The following is a 21,011-nucleotide window of genomic DNA, read 5'->3' as shown; positions in this document are numbered from 1 at the left end:
GTGGTTTGACAATGGCCGCACCCTTTCTATCATACAAGCGGCTAACCGAACCGTTCGGTCAAAGCGCATGGCAGGAGCGGCTCTGGTGGCCCAAGACATGAGACGAGCCCTTCGCAAGAAACGGCTGGCCTTCTCACGACCGCTGATTTCGTCGGTTCTGATGCTGGCGGTGGCCGGCTGCACGATGGGGCCGGACTTCAAGCACCCGACCCCACCCTATGACCCGTCCTCCTTCCTGGACGGCCGTGCCTCGGCCACAGGGCGCAGCCAGCCGCAGGTCGCACCGATCCAGGTCGAATGGTGGCAAAGCTTCAACGACCCCGAGCTGAATTCGCTGGAACAGCGCGCCGTGGCGCAGAATCTCGATGTGCTGACGGCGACGGTGCGCGTGGCGGAAGCGCGGTCCAATGCCGGCGTCACCGCCTCGGCCTTTTTCCCGACCGTCAGCGGCAATGTTACGGCCGCCGATATCAAGCCCAGCGACAAGTTCTCCCTCGGCAGCAGCAGTTCAAGCTCAGGCAGTTCGGGTTCCTCCGGCGACATCAACCCGCTGTCGCTCTACCAATACGGGTTCGACGCGACTTGGACCGTCGATCTGTGGGGTAAGGTCCGCCGTCAGGTCGAAGCCGGCAATGCTGCCATCCAGGCGCAGGAAATCGATCGGCGCGGCACGGTCATTCAGATGATGGCGGAGGTTGCGCGCGACTATCTGCAGATGCGCAATGCCCAGATGCAGCTGAAGATCGCGCAGGACAATGTGCGCACGGCGCAGAACCTGCTGAACCTGACGCAGCAGCGCGCCAATGCCGGCCTCACCGACCAGCTCGACGTCGCGCAGGAACAGGCCCAGCTGACGACGACGGAAGCGACGGTGCCGACCTCTGAACAGTCCGTCGCGCAATATATCAACGCGCTGAGCCTGCTGCTGGGCGAGGGGCCGCGTGCCTTGGCGGCCGAACTTGATACGCCGGAAGTTGTGCCGCCGACCCCGGCCATCGTGCCGGTCGGCCTGCCGTCCGACCTGCTGCGCCGCCGCCCAGACGTGATGGAGGCGGAAGCCAATCTGCACGAGGCGACGGCCAATATCGGCGTCGCCGTCGCCAGTTTCTTCCCGACCTTCGACCTGCTCGGCTTCTTCGGCATCCAATCCGGCGCGACGCAGGATCTGTTCACCACCGCCGCCCGCACCTACGTCCTGGGCGGCATGGTCTCGGTCCCCATCTTCCAGGGCGGCAAGCTGGTCGAGACGCTGCATCTGCGCAAGCAACAACAGAAGGAAGCGATGATCGCCTATGACAAGGCCGTGCTGACGGCCTTCTCGGATGTCGATACCGCGCTGACAAATTACGACAAGGAGCAGCAGCGCCGCGTGCTGCTCGGCCGCGCCGTTCTGGCCGATCAGAAGGCCTTCGCGCTCGCCCAGCAACGCTACACGGAAGGCATCGCGACCTATATCGACGTGCTGAATGCACAGCAGAGCGTGCTGTCCAGTGCGCGCGAATATGAGGACAGCACGGCGGCGGTTTCGACCGATCTCGTCTCGCTGTATCTGGCGCTCGGCGGCGGTTGGGAAGACGCTTTCCCGACGCCGGCAATGGAGGCCGAGCCCAATGCCTCCATCGGCCAGACCATCAAGACGGCCATCACCCAGGGCAATGCGAGCTAGTTAAGGACCATCTCCACCGATGAGCGACAGCCTTCTGCCGATCGACCCCGGCGCGAAACGCGCCATCCTCCAGGCGGTCGAGGGGTTGCAGGCGCGCTCCACCGAAACCTTGTCCCGGCTGGTGCGTCACCCGAGCCTGCTGGGTGACGAAGCCAGTTGCCTTGCGGATATGGCCGAAATCTACGGCGAGCTTGGCCTGTCGCCGAGGCGCGTCGGCGTGGATCCGGCGGCGCTGGCGGACCATCCCGGTCTCTCCCCGCCCTTGATCCCCTACGCAGCGGGCCGGGACAATGTCGTCGCCATCCATACCCCGCGCGAAAGGCTCGGCCGCAGCCTGATGCTGCAAGGGCATATCGATGTCGTGCCGGTGGGCGCGGCCGATCTATGGACGACACCGCCTTTCGAGCCTTCGGTGCGGGACGGACGCCTATATGGTCGCGGCGCCTGCGACATGAAGGCCGGCGTCGTCTCCTATCTCATGGCCTATGCCGCCCTGCGGGAGGCCGGTTTTCAGCCGGCCGCCGAATTGCAGATGGCCGCCGTCATTGAGGAGGAATGCACCGGCAATGGCGCGCTCGCGGTGATGCAGGCGCTGCCCAAGCCGGATGCCTGCCTGATACCGGAGCCCGGCCAGCGCCTGTTGACCGCCGAAGTCGGCGTCGTCTGGGCCTGGGTCACCGTCACCGGCAAGCCTGTTCATGTGTCGCAGAAGCTGTCCGGTATCAATGCCATCGAGGCCGCCTATATCGTCTCGGAAGCCTTCCGCGCCTATGAGGCGCGGATGAACGAGGCTGACCGCCGCCACCCGGCCTATGCCGGCCATAATCACCCGATCAACGTCAATTTCGGCACGATCGAGGGTGGGGAATGGAACAGTTCGGTCGCGACCCGCGCGCGCATCGGCATGCGCGTCGGTGTCATGCCCGGCTATTCCTGCCGCGATACCAAGGCCGATATCGAAGCGCTGGTGGCGAAGGTGGCGGCCGATCCGCGTCTGGCCGGCACCACGGTCGATGTGCAGTTTCGCGGCTTCATGGCCGACGGCGCCATCTTCCCGGCGAGCCAAAGCATTTCGCAGGCGATCTCGGCCTGCCACCGCGACCTGACCGGCGAGACGCTACAGCCGACGGCCATGCATGCGCTGACGGACGCGCGTTTCTACACGCTGTATCAGGGCACAGAAGCGACCTGCTACGGGCCGGAAGGCGAGAATATCCACGGCATCGACGAATGGGTTGATCTTGCAAGCGTCACGGACGTGACAAAGGCGCTGGCGCTGCTGATCGCCGGCTGGTGCGGATTGGAGAAGGTTAGCGGCTGACAGGCTGCCGGGCTAAATGCCGCCTTGCTCGACCAAGCCTTCAATCCTCGCCACCAGTTCCGCCTCCTGAAACGGCTTGGCATGCCATTGCCAGTCCGGCCGGTCCGCAGGCAAGGCATGCACGCCATAGGCGGTCAGCAGGATGAAGGGGATCTTCCGTTCCGCCAGGATCTCGGCCACCGGATAGCTCAAGACGCCAACCAGATTGACGTCGAGCAGCGCCAAGTCGACTTGCGATATTCTGGCGGCCTCTCGCGCTTCCGGCAAATGTCGAAACGGACCGACAATGACGCATCCGAGCTTGTCCAGCATATCCTCGATGCGCGCGGAAACGGTCTTGTCATCCTCCACGAGGAGTACGCGACGGCCAGCGAGGCGATGTTCAGTCACGATGGCGTCCTTAAAATCGCGTCCCTGGTATATTTGCGGGGCAGGCCGAAGATGACAAGCCTTTGTGCCCGGATAAGGATGGCGGCCGGCAGACGGCGAAGACGCAACGGCAAGCGGCCGTCGCCTGAGATCGGCATGATTATTATCGATGGGCAACTGTCAGGTGATAACACAACCGGAAACAGTCTCCCCGAATGGACGGTATCGCGAGCCTGTCAGGTTTGATCGGCCGCGCCTGGCCGGCCGCACCTAACCGGCCGCTCCGTCCACACTTCGTCATCCGCGCACTTGTTGCGCGGACCTACCCGGTGCGGCGCCTCAACGGCGTCTGGGCACGACCACGGGTAGACCCGCGGCACGAGGCTCGGCCGGACAGGCCGCGGGCGACGATCAGTGAGGTTCGGCCAGGATTCTATTAAAACCCGACAGGCTCTAGGACCCTTGCAGAAAGGCGCGCAAATGCGCGGCTTTTGCCTTGTCTCCGGCCTGATCCTCGGCGAGGTCCGCATAAAGCCTGGCCATGCCAAGATAGATATCGCGGATCGCCGCATCCTCACCCGCGAAGTCAGCGATCTCCTCCATTTCCGCGACCCAGCGATAGGCCTTCGGCGCCATGTCCGGCACGCTCTGCGCGAAGCGCTGCAATAGCTCCGGCTGGCTCTCCGCGAGTTCCGCCCGCAGGGCCTCCGCCGCGCCGTGGCGGCCAGCCGCCAATATCATGGCCGATCCCAGCGCGGTCAGCCCCTTGGTGATCCCCGCATAGCTCATCTTGAGCGCGGAGGCGCTGCCGATACGATCGTCCAAAAGCTTCACGACCAATCCATGGGCGTTCAGGGCGGTCAAAGCCGTCGCATCGGCGCCCGAGACATAAAGCGACGGTCCGCGCGTCCCCGGTTTCGGCGGACCGCCGATGATGCTGCCGTCGACAAACCTGACCTGGGGCGAGGGGAACGCCATTGAAACCGTCTGCGCCGTCGCCGGGCTGATCGCGTTGCAATCGACATAGACGGGGCGATGGGTCGTCTGCGCCAGGACCGGCGCAAGGCGGGTCGCCAAGGCCAGCGCTTCCCCCGGCGGCACGATCGACAGGATGAAATCGCAGGCCGCGATCGCCTCGTCCGAGACCGGCTGCAGGCCGGCCGCCTCGGCGCGCTGCCGGCTGGAAGGGCTGCGTCCGGTAAGGGAGGTTCGGACCTCGACACCGTTTTCGACAAGCCGCTGGCCGATCGCAGCGCCCATGGCGCCCGGAGCAATAATCGCGACAGCCATGCGGATGATGTCCTTCCTTGCGGTTCTCGATTGTCGGGCAAGGGGCGGCCCTTGGGCAAGACCGCCAGAGGGCAGGGGCCGAGTGACGGCACGTCACAAAATGACATTTGTTGTGACCGATGACATATGCACAATTCCCTAGACAGTGAGTCTGGAATGAGCTAATGTCGTCTCACAGAACAAATGAGAGACCCTACCATGACGATCCTGACCGAAACCTCCGACACTCGCTTCGCCCCGACTGCCGGCACCCAGGCGATTGACTTCCTTGGCCTGACGCTTGTCGCCAATGCGGTGAAGCGCCTTGTTGCCTTTGTCCGCGTCGAGCGTCAGTCCGCCCGTGCGCGCCTTCAAATGGTCCGCGAACTGAACACCTATACCGACCGTGAACTGGCTGAACTCGGCCTGACCCGCTTCGAGATCCGCGCTGTCGCCGCCGGCACCTACCGCGCCTGATCGGACGGCGCAGGCGCCCTACAGCGCCAGCAGCGCGTGGATGAGGATCGCGGCCGCCACGAGCCAAAGCAGTCCCAGAACCAAGCGTCGATAAAGCACGTCGCTGACGCCCGCAAAACTATGCGCGCCGAGCCAAAGACAGGCGCCGTAGAGCGGCATCAGCACCACTGCCAGCACAAGCATCCGTCGCGTCACCATGCCATAGAGCAGGTAGGTCGCGCCGAGGAGCAGGCTCTCGCCCGTCAGGAAGATGACGGCATTGGCCCTTGTGGTGGCCGCGTCCGACTGCCGACCGAGCAGATAGATCATCGCCGGCGGTCCGAAGATTCCGCAGATCCCGCCGGCAAGGCCTGAAACGGCGCCCGCGATCAGGCTCTGGCCCGCGCCGCCCGCAAGATGCAGGCGGGGGCCGAGCAGCAGGTACGAGGTCGCGGCGATCAGCACGAGGCCGAGAATGGCCATGACGTCGCGCGCCGGCACCATCAGAAGCAGGATGACCCCGACAGGGCTGAGTGCCGCCGCACCCAGCGCCATGCAGAGGATGGTCGGGCGCCATTCGCAGTCCCGCGCCGCTGTGCGGACCAGCGGGACCGAGGGCAGCAGATCGACCAGAAACAAAGTCACCACCGCCGTTTTCGCGTCATAGGCGAGCGTGACCAGCGGCACATAGATCATCGCCGTGCCGAAGGCCGCGAAGCCCCGCGAAAAGCCGGCGACAGCGGCGGCCAGCCCCACCAATAGCCAAGCTTGCACCGAATATCGCTTCCCAAAACCTGGCCGAGCGATGGCATGGCCGGGCGCGGTGGTGCAGGCTGGAAATTATGCTATCGCCGGGAGTGATAGCGGGGCGGGAGGGCAGATGCTGGACCAGGGGGCGCGATCGGAACTGGCGGACTTCCTGCGGCTGCGACGGGCCCGTCTGGCGCCGGCCGCCTTCGGATTTCCCGCCGGCCGCACGCGGCGCAAGCCGGGTCTGCGGCGGGAGGAACTGGCGGCCGCCGCCGGTATCGGCCTCACCTGGTACACGGCATTGGAACAAGGCAAGCCGATCCAGGTGTCGGCCGGCTTTCTGGACAATCTGGCGGGCGCCTTGCAACTCAGCGAGGCCGAGCGGACGCATCTTTTTGCGCTCGCCCAGCATCGGCTGCCGCCTCTGCCAACGATGCCGAAGCCGGATGAGGCGGCCGGGCGCCTGCAACCCGTTCTGCAGGCGATCGCGGCACCCGCCTATCTGCGCAATGCCCGCTTCGACGTCCTCGGCTGGAATGACGCCAATACCGCCATGTTCGGGAATTTTGCGGTCTTTCCGCCGGAGGAGCGCAATCTGCTGCGGCTGATCTTTACGCGCGACTATCACCGCCGCAGCATGCCGGATTGGGAGGGGGACGCACGCGCGCTCGTCGCGCGATTTCGGCTCAATTTCGGCCAGGCCGCCGATGCGGCGATCTTCCAGACGCTGATCAGCGACCTGAATGCGGTGAGCGCCGACTTCCGGCGTCTATGGGCGGCGCATGACGTGAGCGATGCCGGGGAGGGGGTGACGCATCTCATCTCCCCGCGCCACGGCGAACGCCGCTTCCGCCATCAGGTTCTGCTGCCGGAAGCGATGCCGGATCTGCGCATCATCGTCTTTCTGCCAGAGACAGCCTGATCCTTATCGCATCAGCACCAGGCGCAGCGCCGTCGCGGCCATGGTCAGCGCGATCAGCACCTCCACCGCCTGCCAGACGCGTGGACGGGCGAGCAGCGGGCGCAACCAGGCGGCCCCCTGGCCCAGCGCGATGAAGAACAGGAAGGAGCCGGTAATGGCGCCGGTCGCGAAACTCATCTGCTGACCGTGAAACTGCGCCGACAGGCTGCCGAGCAAAACCAGCGTATCCAGATAGACATGCGGGTTGAGCCAGGTCAGCGCCAGGCAGAGCAGGATGGTCTTGGACAGCGAGCCGCCGTCAGTCTCCGCCGCTGCCAATGCGCCCGACCCCGTGAAAGCGGAATGGAGGTTGCGCGCGGCATAAAGGGTAAGGAACGCCGCACCGCCATAGCGCATGACCGGCTCGAAGGCCGGCAGGACCTGCGCGACCTGATGGAAGCACAGCACGCCCACCACGATCAGCACGGTATCCGAGAGCGCGCAGACCAGCGTCACCGGCCAGACGAAACGGCCGAGCAATCCCTGGCGCAGCACGAAGGCATTCTGCGCGCCGATGGCGACGATAAGGCTGAGGCCCATGGCAAGGCCGGTGAGAAAGACAGGGACGGACATGGCAGCGCACTTTCGGGGCAAAAGGGGTCGTTGCCTGCTTAGTCTGGCGCATTTAATTCAGGCCAGTTAACTTCCATAAGGTGAATTAAGGAAAACTAATCCATGATCGACTATGGCGGCCTGCGCGCCGTCGGCGCCGTGGTGCAGACCGGCAGTTTCGAAAAGGCCGCGAAGCTGCTGCATGTGACGCCCTCGGCCGTGTCCCAGCGGGTCAAGGCGCTGGAGGACAGGCTCGGCTTCTTCCTCATCCAGCGCGGCAATCCCTGTATCGCGACCGAAAAGGGCGAATGGCTCTGCCGCCATCTGGAACAGGTCGGCCTGCTGGAACGCGCGCTGCTGCAACAACTGCCGGGCCTCGCGCGGGATGACGGGCCGTCCCCGCGGGTGACGCTGCATATCGCCGTCAATGCCGACAGTCTCGCGACGTGGTTTCTGGACGCCGCCGCCCAATACACGCGGGAGACCGGGGTGCTGCTGGATCTGACGGTCGATGAGGAGGGGCGGACAGCGGATTGGCTGGCCCATGGCCGGGTCGTCGCGGCCGTCACGAGCCGCGAGCAGCCTGTGACCGGCTGCCGTCGCGTTTCCTTGGGCGCCCTGCGCTACCTCGCCAATGCCAGCCCTGACTTCGCTGACCGGCATTTCGCGGAAGGGCTGACCGAGACCGCTTTCGCCCAGGCGCCCGTGCTGACCTTCAACCGGCACGACAGTTTGCAAAGCGGCTGGATGAAGACGGTGCTGGGCCGCGAGCCGGATTGCCCGACGCATTGCCTGCCGTCGACCCATGCCTTTCTCGATGGCTGTCTGGCGGGCATCGGCTGGTGCATGAACCCGGTGCTGCTGGCGCAGCACCATGTCGATGCCGGGCGGCTGGTCGATCTGCTGCCCGGACGGCCGCTGGACGTGCCGCTCTATTGGCAGGTCAACCGCCTCGCGGCCGATCTGATCGCCCCGCTTACAAGGGCCGTGACGGCAGCGGCGGCGGCGCGGTTAATTCGCCTGTCCTGAAGCCTGCACTCAGTCTTCGGCGAAGCAGATCTGGTTGCGTCCGCCACGTTTGGCCGCGTAAAGCGCGCGATCGGCGCGGCTCATCAACGTATCGATATCGACCTCCGCGACGCTGGCGGAGGCCACACCGATGCTGATGGTGACATGCACGTCGCGCACCCGCGCGGAGGCCGGCGTTGCCGCCACCGACCGGCGCAATCTTTCGGCAATCCTGGCCGCGAATGCCGGACTGCTGTTCGGCAGAAGCACGCCGAATTCCTCGCCGCCCAGCCGGGCGATGTGATCGCTGCTGCGCAATGCCTTGCGGCAGCGGTCTGCCACTTCCGCCAGAACCTCATCGCCGATGCGATGGCCGTATTGGTCGTTCAAGGCTTTGAAATGATCGAGGTCGAACATCAGGGCAACCAAAGGCTGGTCGCGGTCGGTGATCAGCGCCTCGCCGATTTCGAAAAAATGCCGGCGGTTGGAAAGCTTGGTCAGCGAATCGGTATAGGCGAGACGGCGGAGTTCGGCTTCCATGTGATGGCGCGCCGAAACATCGGTATTCAGATAAATATAGTAGTTTCCAACGCGACGAACATGGAACTCGATGACTTTCTTCTCGCCGCTCTTGCAGGTCAGCGTGCGCTCGATGATCGGTATTTCCGTCTGCGTCGCCTCGGCATGCGCCAGTCTTGCCGTCCAGTCCTGGCGTATTCTTGTCCGCTCGATCGGATCCGGATAGGCACGCGCAAACCAGTCATCCAGGTCGGCGATATCCGCCAGCGTATAGCCCAGCATCTGCGTAAACTTGTCGTTTACGTAGATGGTCCGGTGATTGAGATCGTCGACCTGCACGCCCATGGGTAACAGGCCGAGCACATCGGTCACCGATGCCCCGATTTCGAAGCTCAGATCGTCGGGCGATCGCGACGTCTCCAGGTTTTCCCGTGCAATGGCGGCGGCCAGATGATGTCTCCACATGATCGCGGTTCCGGTTCGGTCTCCGGAAACCAATTGGGCTCCGATAAAGCTGGTGCGCAGTCAAGCATGATGCGCATCTCAGACTTAGCCGGTCTATTGGCCCATCGCACCGATGGCAAGCCCGTTCAAGGCCGACGCGGTCTTGCTTTCCGGCACAAGCTTAACGCGAAGGCAATTGCAGGGCATAGGACTGAAAAATATCGAGCAGGCTTTCCGCCAAAAGGTTGTGTGATCCCGGCCCGATGACGACGAATTCGATCTCCCCCAAATCCGGCAAGACGAGCGTGGGGGAGGGAGAGAGCACCGCCAGCCCTGTCGGCCGCAACCGCCCGGAATGCGGTATCAGCCCCAGGCCGGCCTCAGCCGCTGCGTAAAGCCCATTGAGGCTGCCGCTTGTGCAAGCAATCCGCCAGCTTCGCCCGGCGGCTTCCAGCGCCGTCAGCGCACGGCCGCGCGTGATGCTGGGCGAGGGATAGAGCAATAGCGGCAGCGGCGCATGCGGGTCCGGCCGAATGCCGTTCTGGCCGAGCCAGACCAGACGCTCGCGCCAGACGACCGCGCCACGGCGATCCCCCGTGCGGCGCTTGACGAAGATGACATCCAGGTCGCCGGAATCGAAACGCTCATACAACGGCACGCTGAGCCCGACCGTGAGCGCGACATCGACCGTCGGGTGCAGGCGCGCGAAATCCTGCAGAACCGCCCGCAGGCCGGCCGCCGCGAAATCCTCCGACACGCCCAGGCGCAGCCGGCCGCGCGTGGCGGTGCCGGTCATGACCTGCAGCAGCCGATCCTGGGCCGCAAGCACCTGCCTTGCCAAAGCCAGCAGCGTGTCGCCGTCGGGCGTCAAGGTCACCGAATGGGTGTCGCGCGCGAAGACCGGGCGGTGGATCGCATCTTCCAGCCGCTTGATATGCTGGCTGACGGTCGATTGGCCGAGGCCGAGGCGCCGGGCAGCGAGCGAGAAGCCGCCTGCTTCGGCCACCGCGACAAAGGAGCGGAGAAGATCGGGATGGAGCATGGCCTGGCCTGGCTATCGTTAAAGCCAATTACTGATATCCTTTTCATCAAGATTGGCAATAACGCTCGCCGGGCCTAACCTGTCATGTCATGAGAGCGCTCCGGGCCGGTTTGAAGCCCGTGTCGCATAAGGGAGAGTGGCGGGTGCCGGACGACAGCCTGGAGACAAGGACAAGCCTGGCGCCTTTTCATCCGCCCACCGATACCGACCGGGATATCCCGTCGGATATCCCGCATGCGGCCGTCATCGAGACAAAGCCTGACCCGCTGCCGGCGGCCGTCTCCACGACACCGCTGCCGCAGTTGATCCTGGTGACGCTGCTGACGGGCGTCGCGGGCGGCATCGGCGGCATGGGCCTCGCTTTACTGCTGCATTTCATTCAGCACATCGCTTACGGCTACAGCCTGCATGCGGTGATCAGCGACGAGAATTTCCTGGCGGGCGTGACGGCGGCCCCACCCTGGCGGCGCTTTCTGGTGCTGCTCGGCGCCGGCCTTATCGCCGGCTTCGGCTGGTGGGCCATGCATCGCTTCGGCCGCCCCTTGGTCAGCATCAAGAAGGCCGTGACGGAGGGCGCGCCGCCCATGCCGATGGGCACCACAATCGCGCATGCGCTGCTGCAGATCGTGACGGTCGCACTCGGCTCGCCGCTCGGCCGCGAAGTGGCCCCGCGCGAAATCGGCGCCGTGCTGGCGGGCTGGTGCTGCCGTCGGCTGGGGCTGACGGTCGAGGACACGCGGCTGATGGTCGCTTGCGGGGCGGGGGCCGGGCTTGCCGCCGTCTATAACGTGCCGCTGTCCGGGGCGGTCTTCGTGCTCGAAGTTTTGCTGATGACCGTGCGGCCGCGCGTGGTCATTGTCGCCCTCGCGACCTCCGTCATCGGCACCGTCATCGCCTGGATCGGTCTCGGCACCGACTGGCAGTATCAATTCCCGCATTATCCGGTCAGCACCGGGCTGATGGTCTGGGCCTGCCTGATGGGGCCGGTCGCCGGTGTCGCTGGCCTGTTCTATAGCGAGTTGACCGCCTGGGCGCGCAGCCGGGCGCCCAAGAATGCGCGGATCATCGTCACCACTCTGGCGGCTTTCGCGCTGGTCGGGCTGCTCACCGCCTGGCTGCCGCAATTGCCGGGCAACGGCAAAGGGCCGATCCAGCTGGCCCTCAGCGGCGCGGAAGGCCCCGGTTCGGCGGTGCTGATGCTGGCCGTGAAACTGGTCGCGGTGATCGCCTGTCTGCTGGCCGGAGCGGAGGGCGGATTGCTGACGCCGGGCCTGGCCATCGGCTCGCTGCTTTCGGTCCCCTTGGGCGAAGTATGGAACGCTGCTTTTCAAACCGGCATTCCGCTCGGCGCCTTTGTCATCGTCGGCGCCACCGCCTTTCTCGCGGTCTCCATGCGCATGCCGGTCACGGCTATCCTGCTGCTGATGGAATTCACCCGCGCCGGGCAGGATTTTTTGATACCAATGATTGCAGCGACGGCCGGCGCCATGGCGGTACGCGAGGGTTTGGCCCGCAATCCGCGCGGGCTTATGGGGCGCATCGGCGGCTGTCTATTCAGTCGCACTATGCTAAACAATGCGGGCATGACCCAGATCAAGACGCTGCCTCAGGTGAAGCAGCTATGACGGCCGCCGAGAACCGCGGCCCTGACACGGACATCGGGTTGGTTGCGCCTTTCCCCATGCCACTCAACGAATGACAAGCATGACACCTGATCTTTCGCGACGAGCCTTCTCCCTTCCGTCCGACCGCCTGACACCCGGGCGACGCGGCTTTATGGGCCTCGCCTTGGCCGGCGCCGCCGCGCCGCTGCTGCCGTCTCTGGCCCAGGCCGGCGCCATGAAACCGCTCGCCATCGTCATGAATTCGGGTGAGGCATCGGTCGCCGTCATCGACATGACAACGCGCCAGGTGCTGAACACCGTGCCGACGCTGCGCGAGCCGAGCCATTGGGCGCTGTCGCCCGATCGCAGCAAGCTTTATATCGCGGATGCCGGCGGCAATGCCTTGTTCATCATGGACCCTGTCACCGGGGCGGGGCTTGGCCATATGGTCATGGCCGATCCCTATCAGATCGGCTATACGCCGGATGAGCGCTATTTCGTCGTCAATGCGCTAAGGCTCGACTTTGTCGATGTCTATGACGGCAGCAGCCTGAAGCTGGTCAAGCGCTTCAAGGTCGGCGGCATGCCTAGCCATCTCGATTTCTCGCCCGATTCGCGCTGGAGCTTCAACTCCATGCAGGAACCCGGCACGCTGGTTTCCATCGACCTCACCACCATGTCAGTGCGCTGGAAGTCCCATGTCGGCAGCACGCCGGCCGGGGTGATGTGGTACAAGGGCCATGTCTATTGCTGCGTCATGGGCGAGAATTACGTGGCCGAGGTCGACCCCGTTTCGGGCCAGGTTCTGCGCAAGATCCCGACAGGGGGTATCGGCCCGCATAACATCTTCCTGACGCCCGATCGTCAGACCATCTATGTCAGCAATCGGGTCGGCGGTTCGCTGGCGGCCCTTGACCCGGCGACCATGGCGATCCGCCGCGTCTATCCCTTCCACGCCGCCGGGCCGGACGATATCGCGGTCGCCCCTGACGGAAAGCTGTGGATCGCGCTGCGCTTTCATGAAAAGGTCGCGGTGCTGGACCCGGCTTCGGGCGATTATGAGACGATCGACGTCGGTCGATCTCCGCACGGCATTTTCCTCAATACCATGATGGATCGGCCGGGCTTGGTCACCGCGGAAAAACTATAGAGGAGCGGGCAGGGATGTTCTCACCGCTAGACCGTTTCTTCAGCACCATCGCCGGCTGGATCGACCAGACGGTCATCCTCCCGATCCTTTATCACTTCGGCTGGATGCAGTGGGAGGAACTCTCCTTCGATTGGATGCTTGTCTGCGTCTACGGATTTTTCGCCGTCGTCGTGACCTATGCCATCTGCTGGCCGCTGGAAGCGCTGTTCCCGATCGAGAAATGGCCGTCCCAGAAGGCCGTGGTGACGGACGTGCTCTACACGCTGGTATCCCGCGTCGGCGTGCTGCCGATTTTCAGCTTCCTGGTCTTCTATCAGATCCAGGTGGCGGTGAACGGCTTCGTGGTCGATCACGGCTATATCCCGCCGATGATGGAGACGCTGATACCGGGGTTGCTCGGTCATCCGGTGCTGACCTTCCTGGTCTATGCCATGATCCTGGATTGCGCGGACTACTGGCGACACCGGCTGTCGCATACCTTTCTTGGCTGGTACGCGCTGCATGCTTTGCATCATGCCCAGCGGCAGATGAGCTTCTGGTCGGATGACCGCAACCATATGCTGGACGATCTGATTTCCGGCGTCTGGTTCGCGGTCATCGGCCTCGCCATCGGCATTCCGCCGCTGCAGTTTCCGCTGCTGGTGATGTTCATGCGCATCGTCGAAAGCCTGAGCCATGCCAATGCCCGCATCTCCTTCGGTTGGCTGGGCGACCGGCTGCTGATCTCGCCGCGCTTTCACCGCATCCATCACGGGCTGCATGCGGCGGGTCGCGTTTCCTGCAATTACGGTGCGGTCTTTCCGTTCTGGGACATGATCTTCCGCACGGCCGACTTCTCGGACCATTTTCCGGCGACGGGCGACCGCAACGCGCCGGAAGCGATGGCGACCGGCGGCTATGTCGCGCAACAATGGAGCGGGCTGCTGTATTTCGGCCAGATGCTGAAAAAAAGCCGCGACCGCAAAGCCCGCGCGAAGGCCAAGATGAAGGCCAGCGTTTCGTAATAAACAAGGGCGCCGCAAGGCGCCCTTCTTCGTCTCAATCCGCTTCCGCGCCGGCCGGCAGCGCGGAGCCACCCGGCCCCAGAATAGCGTCGCAGGCGACAGGCAGCGTCGGGGGTTGGGCGCCGGGCGCCGAGGGCGGCGGCACCCGCACGGACCCGTCAGCGTTGAACCACCAGGCGAGGCTGGCGTCGCAACCGTCGCCAGCTGGGATCGGCGCCTGATCGACGCAATCCGTCTGACCCGCGGGGCAAGCGAAATGCAGATGCATATGGCCGCGATGCCCCCACCATGGCCGCACCTTGTGCAGCCAGGAACGATCCCCGGTCACGCTGTCGCAAAGCTGCCGCTTGATCACGGGATTGACCAGCAGGCGATTGAGGCCGGGCAGTTGGGTCGCCAGATGGATCAGCGTCACGGTCTGGGACGACCATTGCGCGGGATCGACCTGGGTCGCGCCGTAAGGCACGATCAGCGGCGGCGCCAGCCGGTTCAGCGCGCTGGCGGGAAGGTTGGGCTTCGGCTGGGTATCGAGATAGATATCGACGTCGACGCCGCGCTGATGAGCGACATGCCCGCCCGACAGCGGACCGCCGCGCGGCCCGGACAGGTCACCCACATACAACTCGGGCAGGCCATCGGCCCGCGCCTCGGCAGCGAGCGTCTCGACGCCGAACAGCGTCACCGGCGCGCCCCAGAAACTGCTGATCGGCGCGCGGATCACCGTGTAGCCAAGTCCCACATGCGGCAGCTGTTGCGCGCCCACGATACAGCCGGTGCCGGCGCCGATGATATGCAAGGGTCCGCGCACCGGGCCGAGTGCCGCGTCGATGCCGCTGGCCGCCTGGGCCATCGCCGTGGAACCCAGAAGAAGGGCCGCGAGAGGCAGAAAAACCCTGGCAAGACGCATCAGTAAACCCGATCGAAAATCGTGATGACGTCGCCTGGCGCCAGGCGATCTTCCGGTCTCGTCAGACCCTGCTGGGTTGTCTTGCCCTTGGTTCTGACGACGGCTTCATAGCGCTTCACGGCGCGATAGGTATAGCCGCCGGCCAGCGATACGGCGGCGATCACGGTCATGTCAGGCTCATACGGATATTGGCCGGGCCTTGCCACCTCACCCAGGATGAAGATCGGCCGATAGATCGCGACCTCCACCGCGACCGAGGGGTCCTGCATCATGCCCTTTTTCGCGAGTTGCGCGGCAATGCTGCGCGCCAGTTGGTCAGCGGTCAATCCGCTGGCCGATACATCCCCCGCCAGCGGCAGAGAGATAAGACCGTCATCGCCGATCGCGAAAATGTCGGAGAGTTCCTTGTCGCCATAGACGATGACGCGGACGCGGTCTCCGGGACCAAGATGATAACGCCCGGTCTCCGTCAGCGGCGGCAAAGGGGGCAGGGCACTGCCCGCGGGCACGCAAGCGCTGGTGAGACATAAGGCCAGAAGAGCCAGTATCGTCTGGCCGTTGCGCGCCATGCCGCTCTCCATCATCGAGGATTTCAAAACGATGTATTAACAAAATTTCCTTTATCGGTATATGTTGCGATATTGCATCTATTGGCTAAGCGGGAGGGACTGCGTGTTGGACGACGCGGACGGGCGTCTCTATCTCGGACGCGGCTGGGGAGAGACCGCGCAGACCGGCGCGGCGTCAGCGGCGGGCAAGGATGCCCATGGCGCCATGCTGGACCGGGTGCTGGGCGTCATCGGGCGGCAGCTTTGGGCGATCCTGCTGCCGCTAGTCCTGATCCCTGGCATCACCGGCATCGCCCTCAGCCGCATGCCGGTGCTTTATACCGCCAGCGGCAAGGTTTTGTACGACCCTGCCGGCTATACGCCCGATGTTCTGCAAAGCATCGTCAAAAGCGATCCCACGACCGATACCGTGGTGGCGAGCCAGGCGGCGATTCTGGCCAGCGGCACCATCGCGCATCGTATGGCGCAAGCGCTGGACCTCGGCCGCCGGTCAGGCTTCCGGCCAAGCCCGACCGTCCCCTTGGCCGAGCAGCCGCATGCGGTCGATGCCGCCGTCCTGAAAGCGATCAGCGTCTCGCCGGTCGACGCTTCGCGGGTCTTTTCCGTCTCCTTCACGGCCCGCGACCCGACTGTCGCGGCTTCTGCCGTGAACCTGATCCTGGACCTTTATCTCGCCGATCAGCTCGCGGCCAAGACAGGGGCTTTGAACGCCGCCGATGCCTGGATGCAGGCGCGGGCCGCGGCGCTGAACGCGAAGCTGCTGACCGAGGAGGCCGCCCTTGCGCGTTACCGCGCGGCGAACGGGCTGACCCAGGGCGTGCAGGCGCGCATCGGCACGGAACAGATGTCGGCGCTGGGCGCGGAGTTGATGCGGGCCGAGAACGATTTGGCTGGCGCGGACGCAAAACAGACCGCGAGCGGCGGCCGTGCGGCCGGCGTCGCGCAGAATGTCGTCGCCATGCGCTTGGCCCAGGCCCAGGTACAGGCGCAGCTGGATGCCGCGCGCACGCGGCTTGGCCCCAATCATCCGCAGGTCCGCGCGCTGCGGGAGCAATTGGCGACCTTGCAGGCCGCGACCGGGTCCGAGATGGCGGCGGTGCATGCGGATGTCGCGGGTGACGCCGATGCGGCCTCGGCCCGGCTTGCCAGCCTGCGCCAGAGCCTTCTCCTCCTCAAAGCCGAAGGTGTGGCGGAAGCACAGGCCGAGGGACCGCTGGCCGCGATGGAGCAGGAGGCGGATGCCACGCGCAAGCTGCGGCAGACGCTGCTCGCCCAGATGGATCGGACGGCGCAGCAGGCGGCCATTCAGACGCCCGATGCGCGCATCCTGTCCCGCGCCGAGCCGCCTCTCACCCCATCCTCACCGAAGGTCATGCTGCTGATGGCGGCAGGCGTCCTGGCGGGCCTGGCGACGGGGCTGGGCCTTGCCTGGCTGCGCGAAGCCGGCCAGCTCACCTTCCGCACGGAGGCGGAAGTGCAGGCGGCCCTCGCTCTGCCGGTCATCGGCAGCCTGCCGCTGATCAAGGGCCGGGCGCGACGGGATGTGGCGCGCGCGCTGGTCGCGGATGGCGGGCTGGCGGCCCGCCAACTGGACAGTCTGCGGGCGCGGCTGCGTCTGACGCTCGGCGATCCGCGCGTCATCGCCGTGACCTCCAGCCGGCCGGGCGAGGGGAAATCGACCTTCGCCCTCGCTTTCGCCCGGCGCGCGGCGATGGGCGGCGAGCGCGTGCTGCTGATCGACGGCGACCGCGCCAGGCCCAATCTCAGCCGCATGGTTCTCGCAGGATCGCGCGACGGGGGTGGCGATCGGACGGCGGGCGCCTTGTCGCGCGATGCGCTCTCGGGCTGTGCGATCCTGCCGATGGGGGATCATGGCGACACCACCCCCACGGCCCTGCGCGGCGTTCTGGCGCGGGAAAGCGGGCGACGGGATTTCGATCTCATCATCCTCGACGCGCCGCCGGTGCAGGCGAGCGCCGATGCCCTGGCGCTCGCCGATCTGGCCGAGGCCGTGCTGTTCTGCCTGCAATGGCGCCGCACGCCGCAACGTCTGGCGGCGCATGCCCGCAGGCTTCTGGCTTTGCCCAACGCGCGGCCCATCGCCGCTGTCCTGACGCAGTTGGACCCGAATGCGCGAGCCATCCGTGGCTTTCCGGAGGCCGAGATCGGCGCGCGCGCTTACGCTGCCTATATCCGCCGCTGAAGCGCTGGATTGCGGTTGCACTCGCGCCACAGCCGCGCGGCCAGGATTGGTCCCAGGACGCCGGCTGCCATCAGCACCGGGGCGTAAACGGCAAAGGACGCGGCAGTCCAGGGCAGAATCTGCAGCAGCGCTGCCTTGGCCAGACCGATGAAGACCGTGTTGAGCAGATAGATCGCGAAGGCATAAGGGCCGAGGCGGTCCAGCGCCCGCAGCAAGGGCAGCCATAACCGCCGGATCATCGCATGCAGCGCGGGCAAGGCGATCAGGCTAGCGCCCAGCATGGTTTCCGGCCTCGGCCAGGACGCGGCACGCAGCATGAGGACCGGAAGAACCGCCAGAAAGATCAGCATCAAGGGCCAGCGCGCCTTGTCCAGAAACCGGCACCAGGGCCGATCCTGCTCGGCCGCCAGCAGCCCCGCCAGATAGAAGGGCAGATAGAGCAGAAAGCGGTCGGCATAGAGCACCGGCGGCAAAGGCAGCGCCATCAGGGGCAGGCACAGCAGCAGAAGCGGCAGAATGCCCGCGCCCGTCAGCTGCCGCATGACCGGCACTAAGGCCGCGAAACCGAACAGAACGACCAGATACCAGACGGATTGCGCCGGGCTTTGGTCAGTCTGCCAAACCAGCGCGAGCAGCCCGGCCCCAAGTGACGCGGGCGCATGATCGACCGGCATCAGCGGGTGCAGCGCCACTTTGCCGCAGGCGACCGCCAGACCAAATAGCAGCGCCGGCAGCAGCCAATGCTTCGCGCGCCGGCCGAGCATGGCGCGATACGCGCGGCCGGTGAGGCTGGCAGCCCCTGACCAGCCGGCCGTGTAACCGCTGAGATAGAACAGAAAGGGGATGTGGAAACTGTACAGCGCGGCCCGCAGCGGCTCGTACCAAGCCGATCCCCAGCCTTGGCCGACCGGGTCCTGTCGCGCGACGAGATGGCCGAGCACCACCAGCAAGACGCCCAGTGTCTTACCGCGATCGATATCCCGCCGTCGCCAATTGCGCTCATTCATAAAATATTAGTATCGTTATCGATATGAATTGACCAGATTGAGGCGAGGATTTCTTGACCGGATATCGCCTTGCGCCAAAGCCGCCTGACAGGGTCTCTGCGCGTCGTGCTGGCTCTTCTGGGACCGGTTCTGCCGATGCATGAAGCGCAGGCGCAGCTTATTGAAAACGCCTATCCGCGCGACGTGCCGGGTTTCGATACGGCGGCCGGCGTCTCCGTCACGTCGCGTATCCAGACCGATACGGCCTGGCAGAATATTCCCCTCGGCGCCGAGCTTCTGCACCCGGAAGTGACCGAGAGCACCGGTTATGACAGCGCTATCCTGGCCGGCCAGCGGCCGAGCTGGATCGTCACCACCGCGCCCTCCGTCACGTTGACCTCGACCGACGGCGGCACGACCTTGGGCGCGGTCGCCTCCGCCACCAACGCGCGCTATCTGCAGGCGCCCGATCAGTCGACCACGGATTGGACGGCGGCGATCGGCGGCACCGTCGATATCGCCGATTGCCGCGTGACGGCGGCAGTCGCGCATTTCGCCCTGCATGAGAACGATAACGGGCTGGACGCGGCAGAATACGACACGCCGCTATCCTATCATGTCGATGTGCTGCGGCTCAGCGCCCTGACGCCGCCCGCGCGGCTGACGCTTGAGCCGAGCGTCGCTCTGACGCGCTTCACCTTCGGCAATGCGACGATCGACCAGATCCCGGCGCCGCAATCCTATCGTGACCGGCTGGTGGGAGAGGTGGGGCTGGCACTCTCCTACGGCATCATGGGTTTTCAGGACCCGAACCGGCTGCAACTCATTCTGCGCGGTGCCGGCGCGCATTATCCGAACGAGAGTTTCGGTCAGCCGCCAAGGGACTTCATCGGCGGATCGGCACTGCTCGGAGTCGAGCATGATCTCGACGGTATTTGGGGCTGGCGCGTCGCACTCGGCTTCGGCAAGCGCGTCTATAGCCAGGCCTATCTCAACCAGACCGTGCCGCTCGCCGAGATGGCGCTGACCTGGCAGCCGAGCGCGCTGACTACCTGGCATGCGGCGCTCTTTCGCAAGATCGAAGACGCGCAGCAGGAAGGGGTCGGCGGCTATGTTGCGACCATCGGCGGCCTGGCCTTGGACCAGGAAATCAACCGCCATCTCATTCTCCATCTCGGCAGCGATATCGAGCGGGCGACCTATGCCGATAGCCCCAACCAGACCATCGTCACCGGCCGCACCGGCCTGCTTTGGCTTGTCAACGCCATGCTGCGCGTCAACGCGGATGTGACGCTCAGCACCCATCGCGGTGTCACGACCGACCCTTATGCCGAGGATGCCGTTCTGCTCTCCATCACCGCGGGGCTTTAAGCGATGCGGGAGGTCTCGCTCCTCGGGCTGAGGCTGCTCGACATGGAAGCGGAGGCCATCGCGGCGTTAATGGCGGCGCGTCCGCCCTCCGCCCCTTTCGCCTATTTGGTGACGCCCAATGCCGATCACTTCGTGCGTCTGCGCCGCCAGCCGATCCTTTCGAGCCTCTATGCACAAGCGACCTGGCGCTCCCTCGATTCGCGAGCAATTGCCCAGGCTGCCCGGCTGCTCGGCCTGCATTTGCCCGCGGTTGCGACAGGTGCCGATATTCTGGCCATCCTTCTCGACCGGCATCTGCGCGCCGGAGACCGCTTGACGGTCATCGGCCTCTGCTCTGAGGGCTTGGCTGCACTGCATGATCGCCTTCCCGACGTCGATATCGCGCATCACGCACCGCCCATGGGCCTGTTGCAGGACCAGAACGCTTTCGCCGCCGCCCTGGCCTTCGCGAGCAGCCATCCGGCGCGGTTCACGCTGCTCGCCCTCGGCTCGCCGGTTCAGGAAATGCTTGCGCAAGCAATAGCTTCCGGGGAAGACGCGACCGGCATCGGGCTTTGCATCGGCGCCGGGCTCGACTTCTGGTTGGGGCGCAAATGTCGCGCGCCACGGCTTATGCGCCGGCTCGGCGCGGAATGGCTGTTCCGCTTGGCCGCCGAGCCGGAACGTCTATGGAAGCGCTATCTAGTTGATGATTGGGCGATTTTGCGGTTTTTGGTCGATGAGCGACGACAAAGCCGCGAGGTGAGGCCCCCAAGCTGGATGCCAGACCCCCCGGTGTAGTACAGCTTTTGCATCAGCACGCCTGCCACGCATAAGGGCGTGAACAATGATGCGGTTAAGGCAACAACAAAAAGGATAGG

20 protein-coding genes are annotated in these 21,011 nt (G+C 65.1%); 11 read left to right on the top strand and 9 right to left on the bottom strand.

The features are described from left to right. Positions 1-97: 97 nt before the first annotated feature. Both ACELLULO517_RS04995 and ACELLULO517_RS04990 read left to right on the top strand, forming a co-directional pair. Positions 98-1,666, top strand: a complete 1,569-nt coding sequence (locus ACELLULO517_RS04995) for an efflux transporter outer membrane subunit (protein ID WP_227306210.1) — start codon at positions 98-100, stop codon at positions 1,664-1,666. A 19-nt stretch (positions 1,667-1,685) separates the two neighbouring features. After that, positions 1,686-2,987, top strand: coding sequence for an ArgE/DapE family deacylase (locus ACELLULO517_RS04990; RefSeq protein ID WP_227306209.1), 1,302 nt, complete (start codon positions 1,686-1,688; stop codon positions 2,985-2,987). 12 nt (positions 2,988-2,999) lie between these two features. Here the strand turns inward: ACELLULO517_RS04990 and ACELLULO517_RS04985 are convergent, their stop codons facing one another. Together ACELLULO517_RS04985 and ACELLULO517_RS04980 are read right to left on the bottom strand one after the other, a co-directional pair. Next, positions 3,000-3,377, bottom strand: a complete 378-nt coding sequence (locus tag ACELLULO517_RS04985; RefSeq protein ID WP_227306208.1) for a response regulator — start codon at positions 3,375-3,377, stop codon at positions 3,000-3,002. A 432-nt stretch (positions 3,378-3,809) separates the two neighbouring features. Further along, positions 3,810-4,646, bottom strand: coding sequence for an NAD(P)-dependent oxidoreductase (locus ACELLULO517_RS04980; RefSeq protein ID WP_227306207.1), 837 nt, complete (start codon positions 4,644-4,646; stop codon positions 3,810-3,812). Positions 4,647-4,844: 198 nt separating this feature from the next. Between ACELLULO517_RS04980 and ACELLULO517_RS04975 the strand changes: the two genes are divergently transcribed. Then, the gene (locus ACELLULO517_RS04975; protein ID WP_227306206.1) at positions 4,845-5,102 is read left to right on the top strand and encodes a DUF1127 domain-containing protein; all 258 of its coding nucleotides are present in this window, start codon (positions 4,845-4,847) and stop codon (positions 5,100-5,102) included. Positions 5,103-5,120: 18 nt separating this feature from the next. Here ACELLULO517_RS04975 and ACELLULO517_RS04970 read toward each other — a convergent pair whose 3' ends face one another. Beyond that, positions 5,121-5,855, bottom strand: coding sequence for a TSUP family transporter (locus tag ACELLULO517_RS04970; RefSeq protein ID WP_227306205.1), 735 nt, complete (start codon positions 5,853-5,855; stop codon positions 5,121-5,123). Positions 5,856-5,961: 106 nt separating this feature from the next. Here ACELLULO517_RS04970 and ACELLULO517_RS04965 point away from each other — a divergent pair, with 106 nt between their 5' ends. After that, positions 5,962-6,753, top strand: a complete 792-nt coding sequence (locus ACELLULO517_RS04965; RefSeq protein ID WP_227306204.1) for a helix-turn-helix transcriptional regulator — start codon at positions 5,962-5,964, stop codon at positions 6,751-6,753. Between the two features lie 3 nt (positions 6,754-6,756). Here ACELLULO517_RS04965 and ACELLULO517_RS04960 read toward each other — a convergent pair whose 3' ends face one another. Then, the gene (locus ACELLULO517_RS04960) at positions 6,757-7,365 is read right to left on the bottom strand and encodes a LysE/ArgO family amino acid transporter (protein WP_227306203.1); all 609 of its coding nucleotides are present in this window, start codon (positions 7,363-7,365) and stop codon (positions 6,757-6,759) included. 102 nt (positions 7,366-7,467) lie between these two features. On the opposite strand from ACELLULO517_RS04960, the gene ACELLULO517_RS04955 reads away from it, so the two are divergent. After that, positions 7,468-8,373, top strand: a complete 906-nt coding sequence (locus ACELLULO517_RS04955) for a LysR family transcriptional regulator ArgP (RefSeq protein ID WP_227306202.1) — start codon at positions 7,468-7,470, stop codon at positions 8,371-8,373. A gap of 9 nt (positions 8,374-8,382) precedes the next feature. Here the strand turns inward: ACELLULO517_RS04955 and ACELLULO517_RS04950 are convergent, their stop codons facing one another. Both ACELLULO517_RS04950 and ACELLULO517_RS04945 read right to left on the bottom strand, forming a co-directional pair. Beyond that, on the bottom strand, positions 8,383-9,336 hold the full coding sequence (locus tag ACELLULO517_RS04950; protein WP_227306201.1) for a GGDEF domain-containing protein: 954 nt from the start codon (positions 9,334-9,336) through the stop codon (positions 8,383-8,385). 160 nt (positions 9,337-9,496) lie between these two features. Then, complete coding sequence (locus ACELLULO517_RS04945) at positions 9,497-10,357, bottom strand: LysR family transcriptional regulator (RefSeq protein WP_227306200.1); 861 nt, start codon at positions 10,355-10,357, stop codon at positions 9,497-9,499. A gap of 143 nt (positions 10,358-10,500) precedes the next feature. Here ACELLULO517_RS04945 and ACELLULO517_RS04940 point away from each other — a divergent pair, with 143 nt between their 5' ends. From ACELLULO517_RS04940 to ACELLULO517_RS04930, 3 genes are all read left to right on the top strand, one after another. Next, positions 10,501-11,982: a chloride channel protein gene (locus tag ACELLULO517_RS04940; RefSeq protein ID WP_227306199.1), complete on the top strand. Its 1,482-nt coding sequence runs from the start codon at positions 10,501-10,503 to the stop codon at positions 11,980-11,982. 79 nt (positions 11,983-12,061) lie between these two features. Next, positions 12,062-13,111: a YncE family protein gene (locus tag ACELLULO517_RS04935; protein ID WP_227306198.1), complete on the top strand. Its 1,050-nt coding sequence runs from the start codon at positions 12,062-12,064 to the stop codon at positions 13,109-13,111. 14 nt (positions 13,112-13,125) lie between these two features. Beyond that, the gene (locus ACELLULO517_RS04930; RefSeq protein ID WP_227306197.1) at positions 13,126-14,115 is read left to right on the top strand and encodes a sterol desaturase family protein; all 990 of its coding nucleotides are present in this window, start codon (positions 13,126-13,128) and stop codon (positions 14,113-14,115) included. A 34-nt stretch (positions 14,116-14,149) separates the two neighbouring features. Here the strand turns inward: ACELLULO517_RS04930 and ACELLULO517_RS04925 are convergent, their stop codons facing one another. Together ACELLULO517_RS04925 and ACELLULO517_RS04920 are read right to left on the bottom strand one after the other, a co-directional pair. Beyond that, the gene (locus ACELLULO517_RS04925; protein ID WP_227306196.1) at positions 14,150-15,022 is read right to left on the bottom strand and encodes a penicillin-insensitive murein endopeptidase; all 873 of its coding nucleotides are present in this window, start codon (positions 15,020-15,022) and stop codon (positions 14,150-14,152) included. Beyond that, on the bottom strand, positions 15,022-15,591 hold the full coding sequence (locus ACELLULO517_RS04920) for a polysaccharide biosynthesis/export family protein (protein ID WP_227306195.1): 570 nt from the start codon (positions 15,589-15,591) through the stop codon (positions 15,022-15,024). The genes ACELLULO517_RS04925 and ACELLULO517_RS04920 overlap by 1 nt, the downstream gene beginning before the upstream one ends. A 103-nt stretch (positions 15,592-15,694) precedes the next feature. Between ACELLULO517_RS04920 and ACELLULO517_RS04915 the strand changes: the two genes are divergently transcribed. After that, on the top strand, positions 15,695-17,794 hold the full coding sequence (locus ACELLULO517_RS04915; RefSeq protein WP_227306194.1) for a GumC family protein: 2,100 nt from the start codon (positions 15,695-15,697) through the stop codon (positions 17,792-17,794). On the opposite strand, the gene ACELLULO517_RS04910 is transcribed toward ACELLULO517_RS04915, so the two are convergent. Further along, entirely contained in the window at positions 17,779-18,801 is a 1,023-nt protein-coding gene (locus tag ACELLULO517_RS04910; protein WP_227306193.1) for an acyltransferase family protein, read from the bottom strand. The two genes, ACELLULO517_RS04915 and ACELLULO517_RS04910, sit on opposite strands and share 16 nt — an antisense overlap. A 69-nt stretch (positions 18,802-18,870) precedes the next feature. Between ACELLULO517_RS04910 and ACELLULO517_RS04905 the strand changes: the two genes are divergently transcribed. After that, entirely contained in the window at positions 18,871-20,151 is a 1,281-nt protein-coding gene (locus tag ACELLULO517_RS04905; protein ID WP_227306192.1) for an outer membrane beta-barrel protein, read from the top strand. Positions 20,152-20,154: 3 nt separating this feature from the next. After that, positions 20,155-20,931, top strand: coding sequence for a WecB/TagA/CpsF family glycosyltransferase (locus tag ACELLULO517_RS04900; protein ID WP_227306191.1), 777 nt, complete (start codon positions 20,155-20,157; stop codon positions 20,929-20,931). Positions 20,932-21,011: the final 80 nt, after the last annotated feature.

Origin of the sequence: Acidisoma cellulosilyticum (genome assembly GCF_020621385.1) — a bacterium.
In the GTDB taxonomy this organism is placed as follows: Bacteria; Pseudomonadota; Alphaproteobacteria; order Acetobacterales; family Acetobacteraceae; genus Acidisoma; species Acidisoma cellulosilyticum.
This window is presented reverse-complemented; position numbering and strand designations above follow the sequence as displayed.

Excerpts from the sequence above, each read along its gene's own strand:
- ACELLULO517_RS04955 (WP_227306202.1), top strand. The coding sequence starts at position 7,468 with ATGATCGACTATGGCGGCCTGCGCGCCGTCGGCGCCGTGGTGCAGACC.
- ACELLULO517_RS04930 (WP_227306197.1), top strand. The coding sequence starts at position 13,126 with ATGTTCTCACCGCTAGACCGTTTCTTCAGCACCATCGCCGGCTGGATC.
- ACELLULO517_RS04975 (WP_227306206.1), top strand. The coding sequence starts at position 4,845 with ATGACGATCCTGACCGAAACCTCCGACACTCGCTTCGCCCCGACTGCC.
- ACELLULO517_RS04960 (WP_227306203.1), bottom strand. The coding sequence starts at position 7,365 with ATGTCCGTCCCTGTCTTTCTCACCGGCCTTGCCATGGGCCTCAGCCTT.
- ACELLULO517_RS04945 (WP_227306200.1), bottom strand. The coding sequence starts at position 10,357 with ATGCTCCATCCCGATCTTCTCCGCTCCTTTGTCGCGGTGGCCGAAGCA.
- ACELLULO517_RS04965 (WP_227306204.1), top strand. The coding sequence starts at position 5,962 with ATGCTGGACCAGGGGGCGCGATCGGAACTGGCGGACTTCCTGCGGCTG.
- ACELLULO517_RS04980 (WP_227306207.1), bottom strand. The coding sequence starts at position 4,646 with ATGGCTGTCGCGATTATTGCTCCGGGCGCCATGGGCGCTGCGATCGGC.
- ACELLULO517_RS04900 (WP_227306191.1), top strand. The coding sequence starts at position 20,155 with ATGCGGGAGGTCTCGCTCCTCGGGCTGAGGCTGCTCGACATGGAAGCG.
- ACELLULO517_RS04950 (WP_227306201.1), bottom strand. The coding sequence starts at position 9,336 with ATGTGGAGACATCATCTGGCCGCCGCCATTGCACGGGAAAACCTGGAG.
- ACELLULO517_RS04935 (WP_227306198.1), top strand. The coding sequence starts at position 12,062 with ATGACACCTGATCTTTCGCGACGAGCCTTCTCCCTTCCGTCCGACCGC.
- ACELLULO517_RS04990 (WP_227306209.1), top strand. The coding sequence starts at position 1,686 with ATGAGCGACAGCCTTCTGCCGATCGACCCCGGCGCGAAACGCGCCATC.
- ACELLULO517_RS04995 (WP_227306210.1), top strand. The coding sequence starts at position 98 with ATGAGACGAGCCCTTCGCAAGAAACGGCTGGCCTTCTCACGACCGCTG.
- ACELLULO517_RS04920 (WP_227306195.1), bottom strand. The coding sequence starts at position 15,591 with ATGGCGCGCAACGGCCAGACGATACTGGCTCTTCTGGCCTTATGTCTC.
- ACELLULO517_RS04925 (WP_227306196.1), bottom strand. The coding sequence starts at position 15,022 with ATGCGTCTTGCCAGGGTTTTTCTGCCTCTCGCGGCCCTTCTTCTGGGT.
- ACELLULO517_RS04910 (WP_227306193.1), bottom strand. The coding sequence starts at position 18,801 with ATGAATGAGCGCAATTGGCGACGGCGGGATATCGATCGCGGTAAGACA.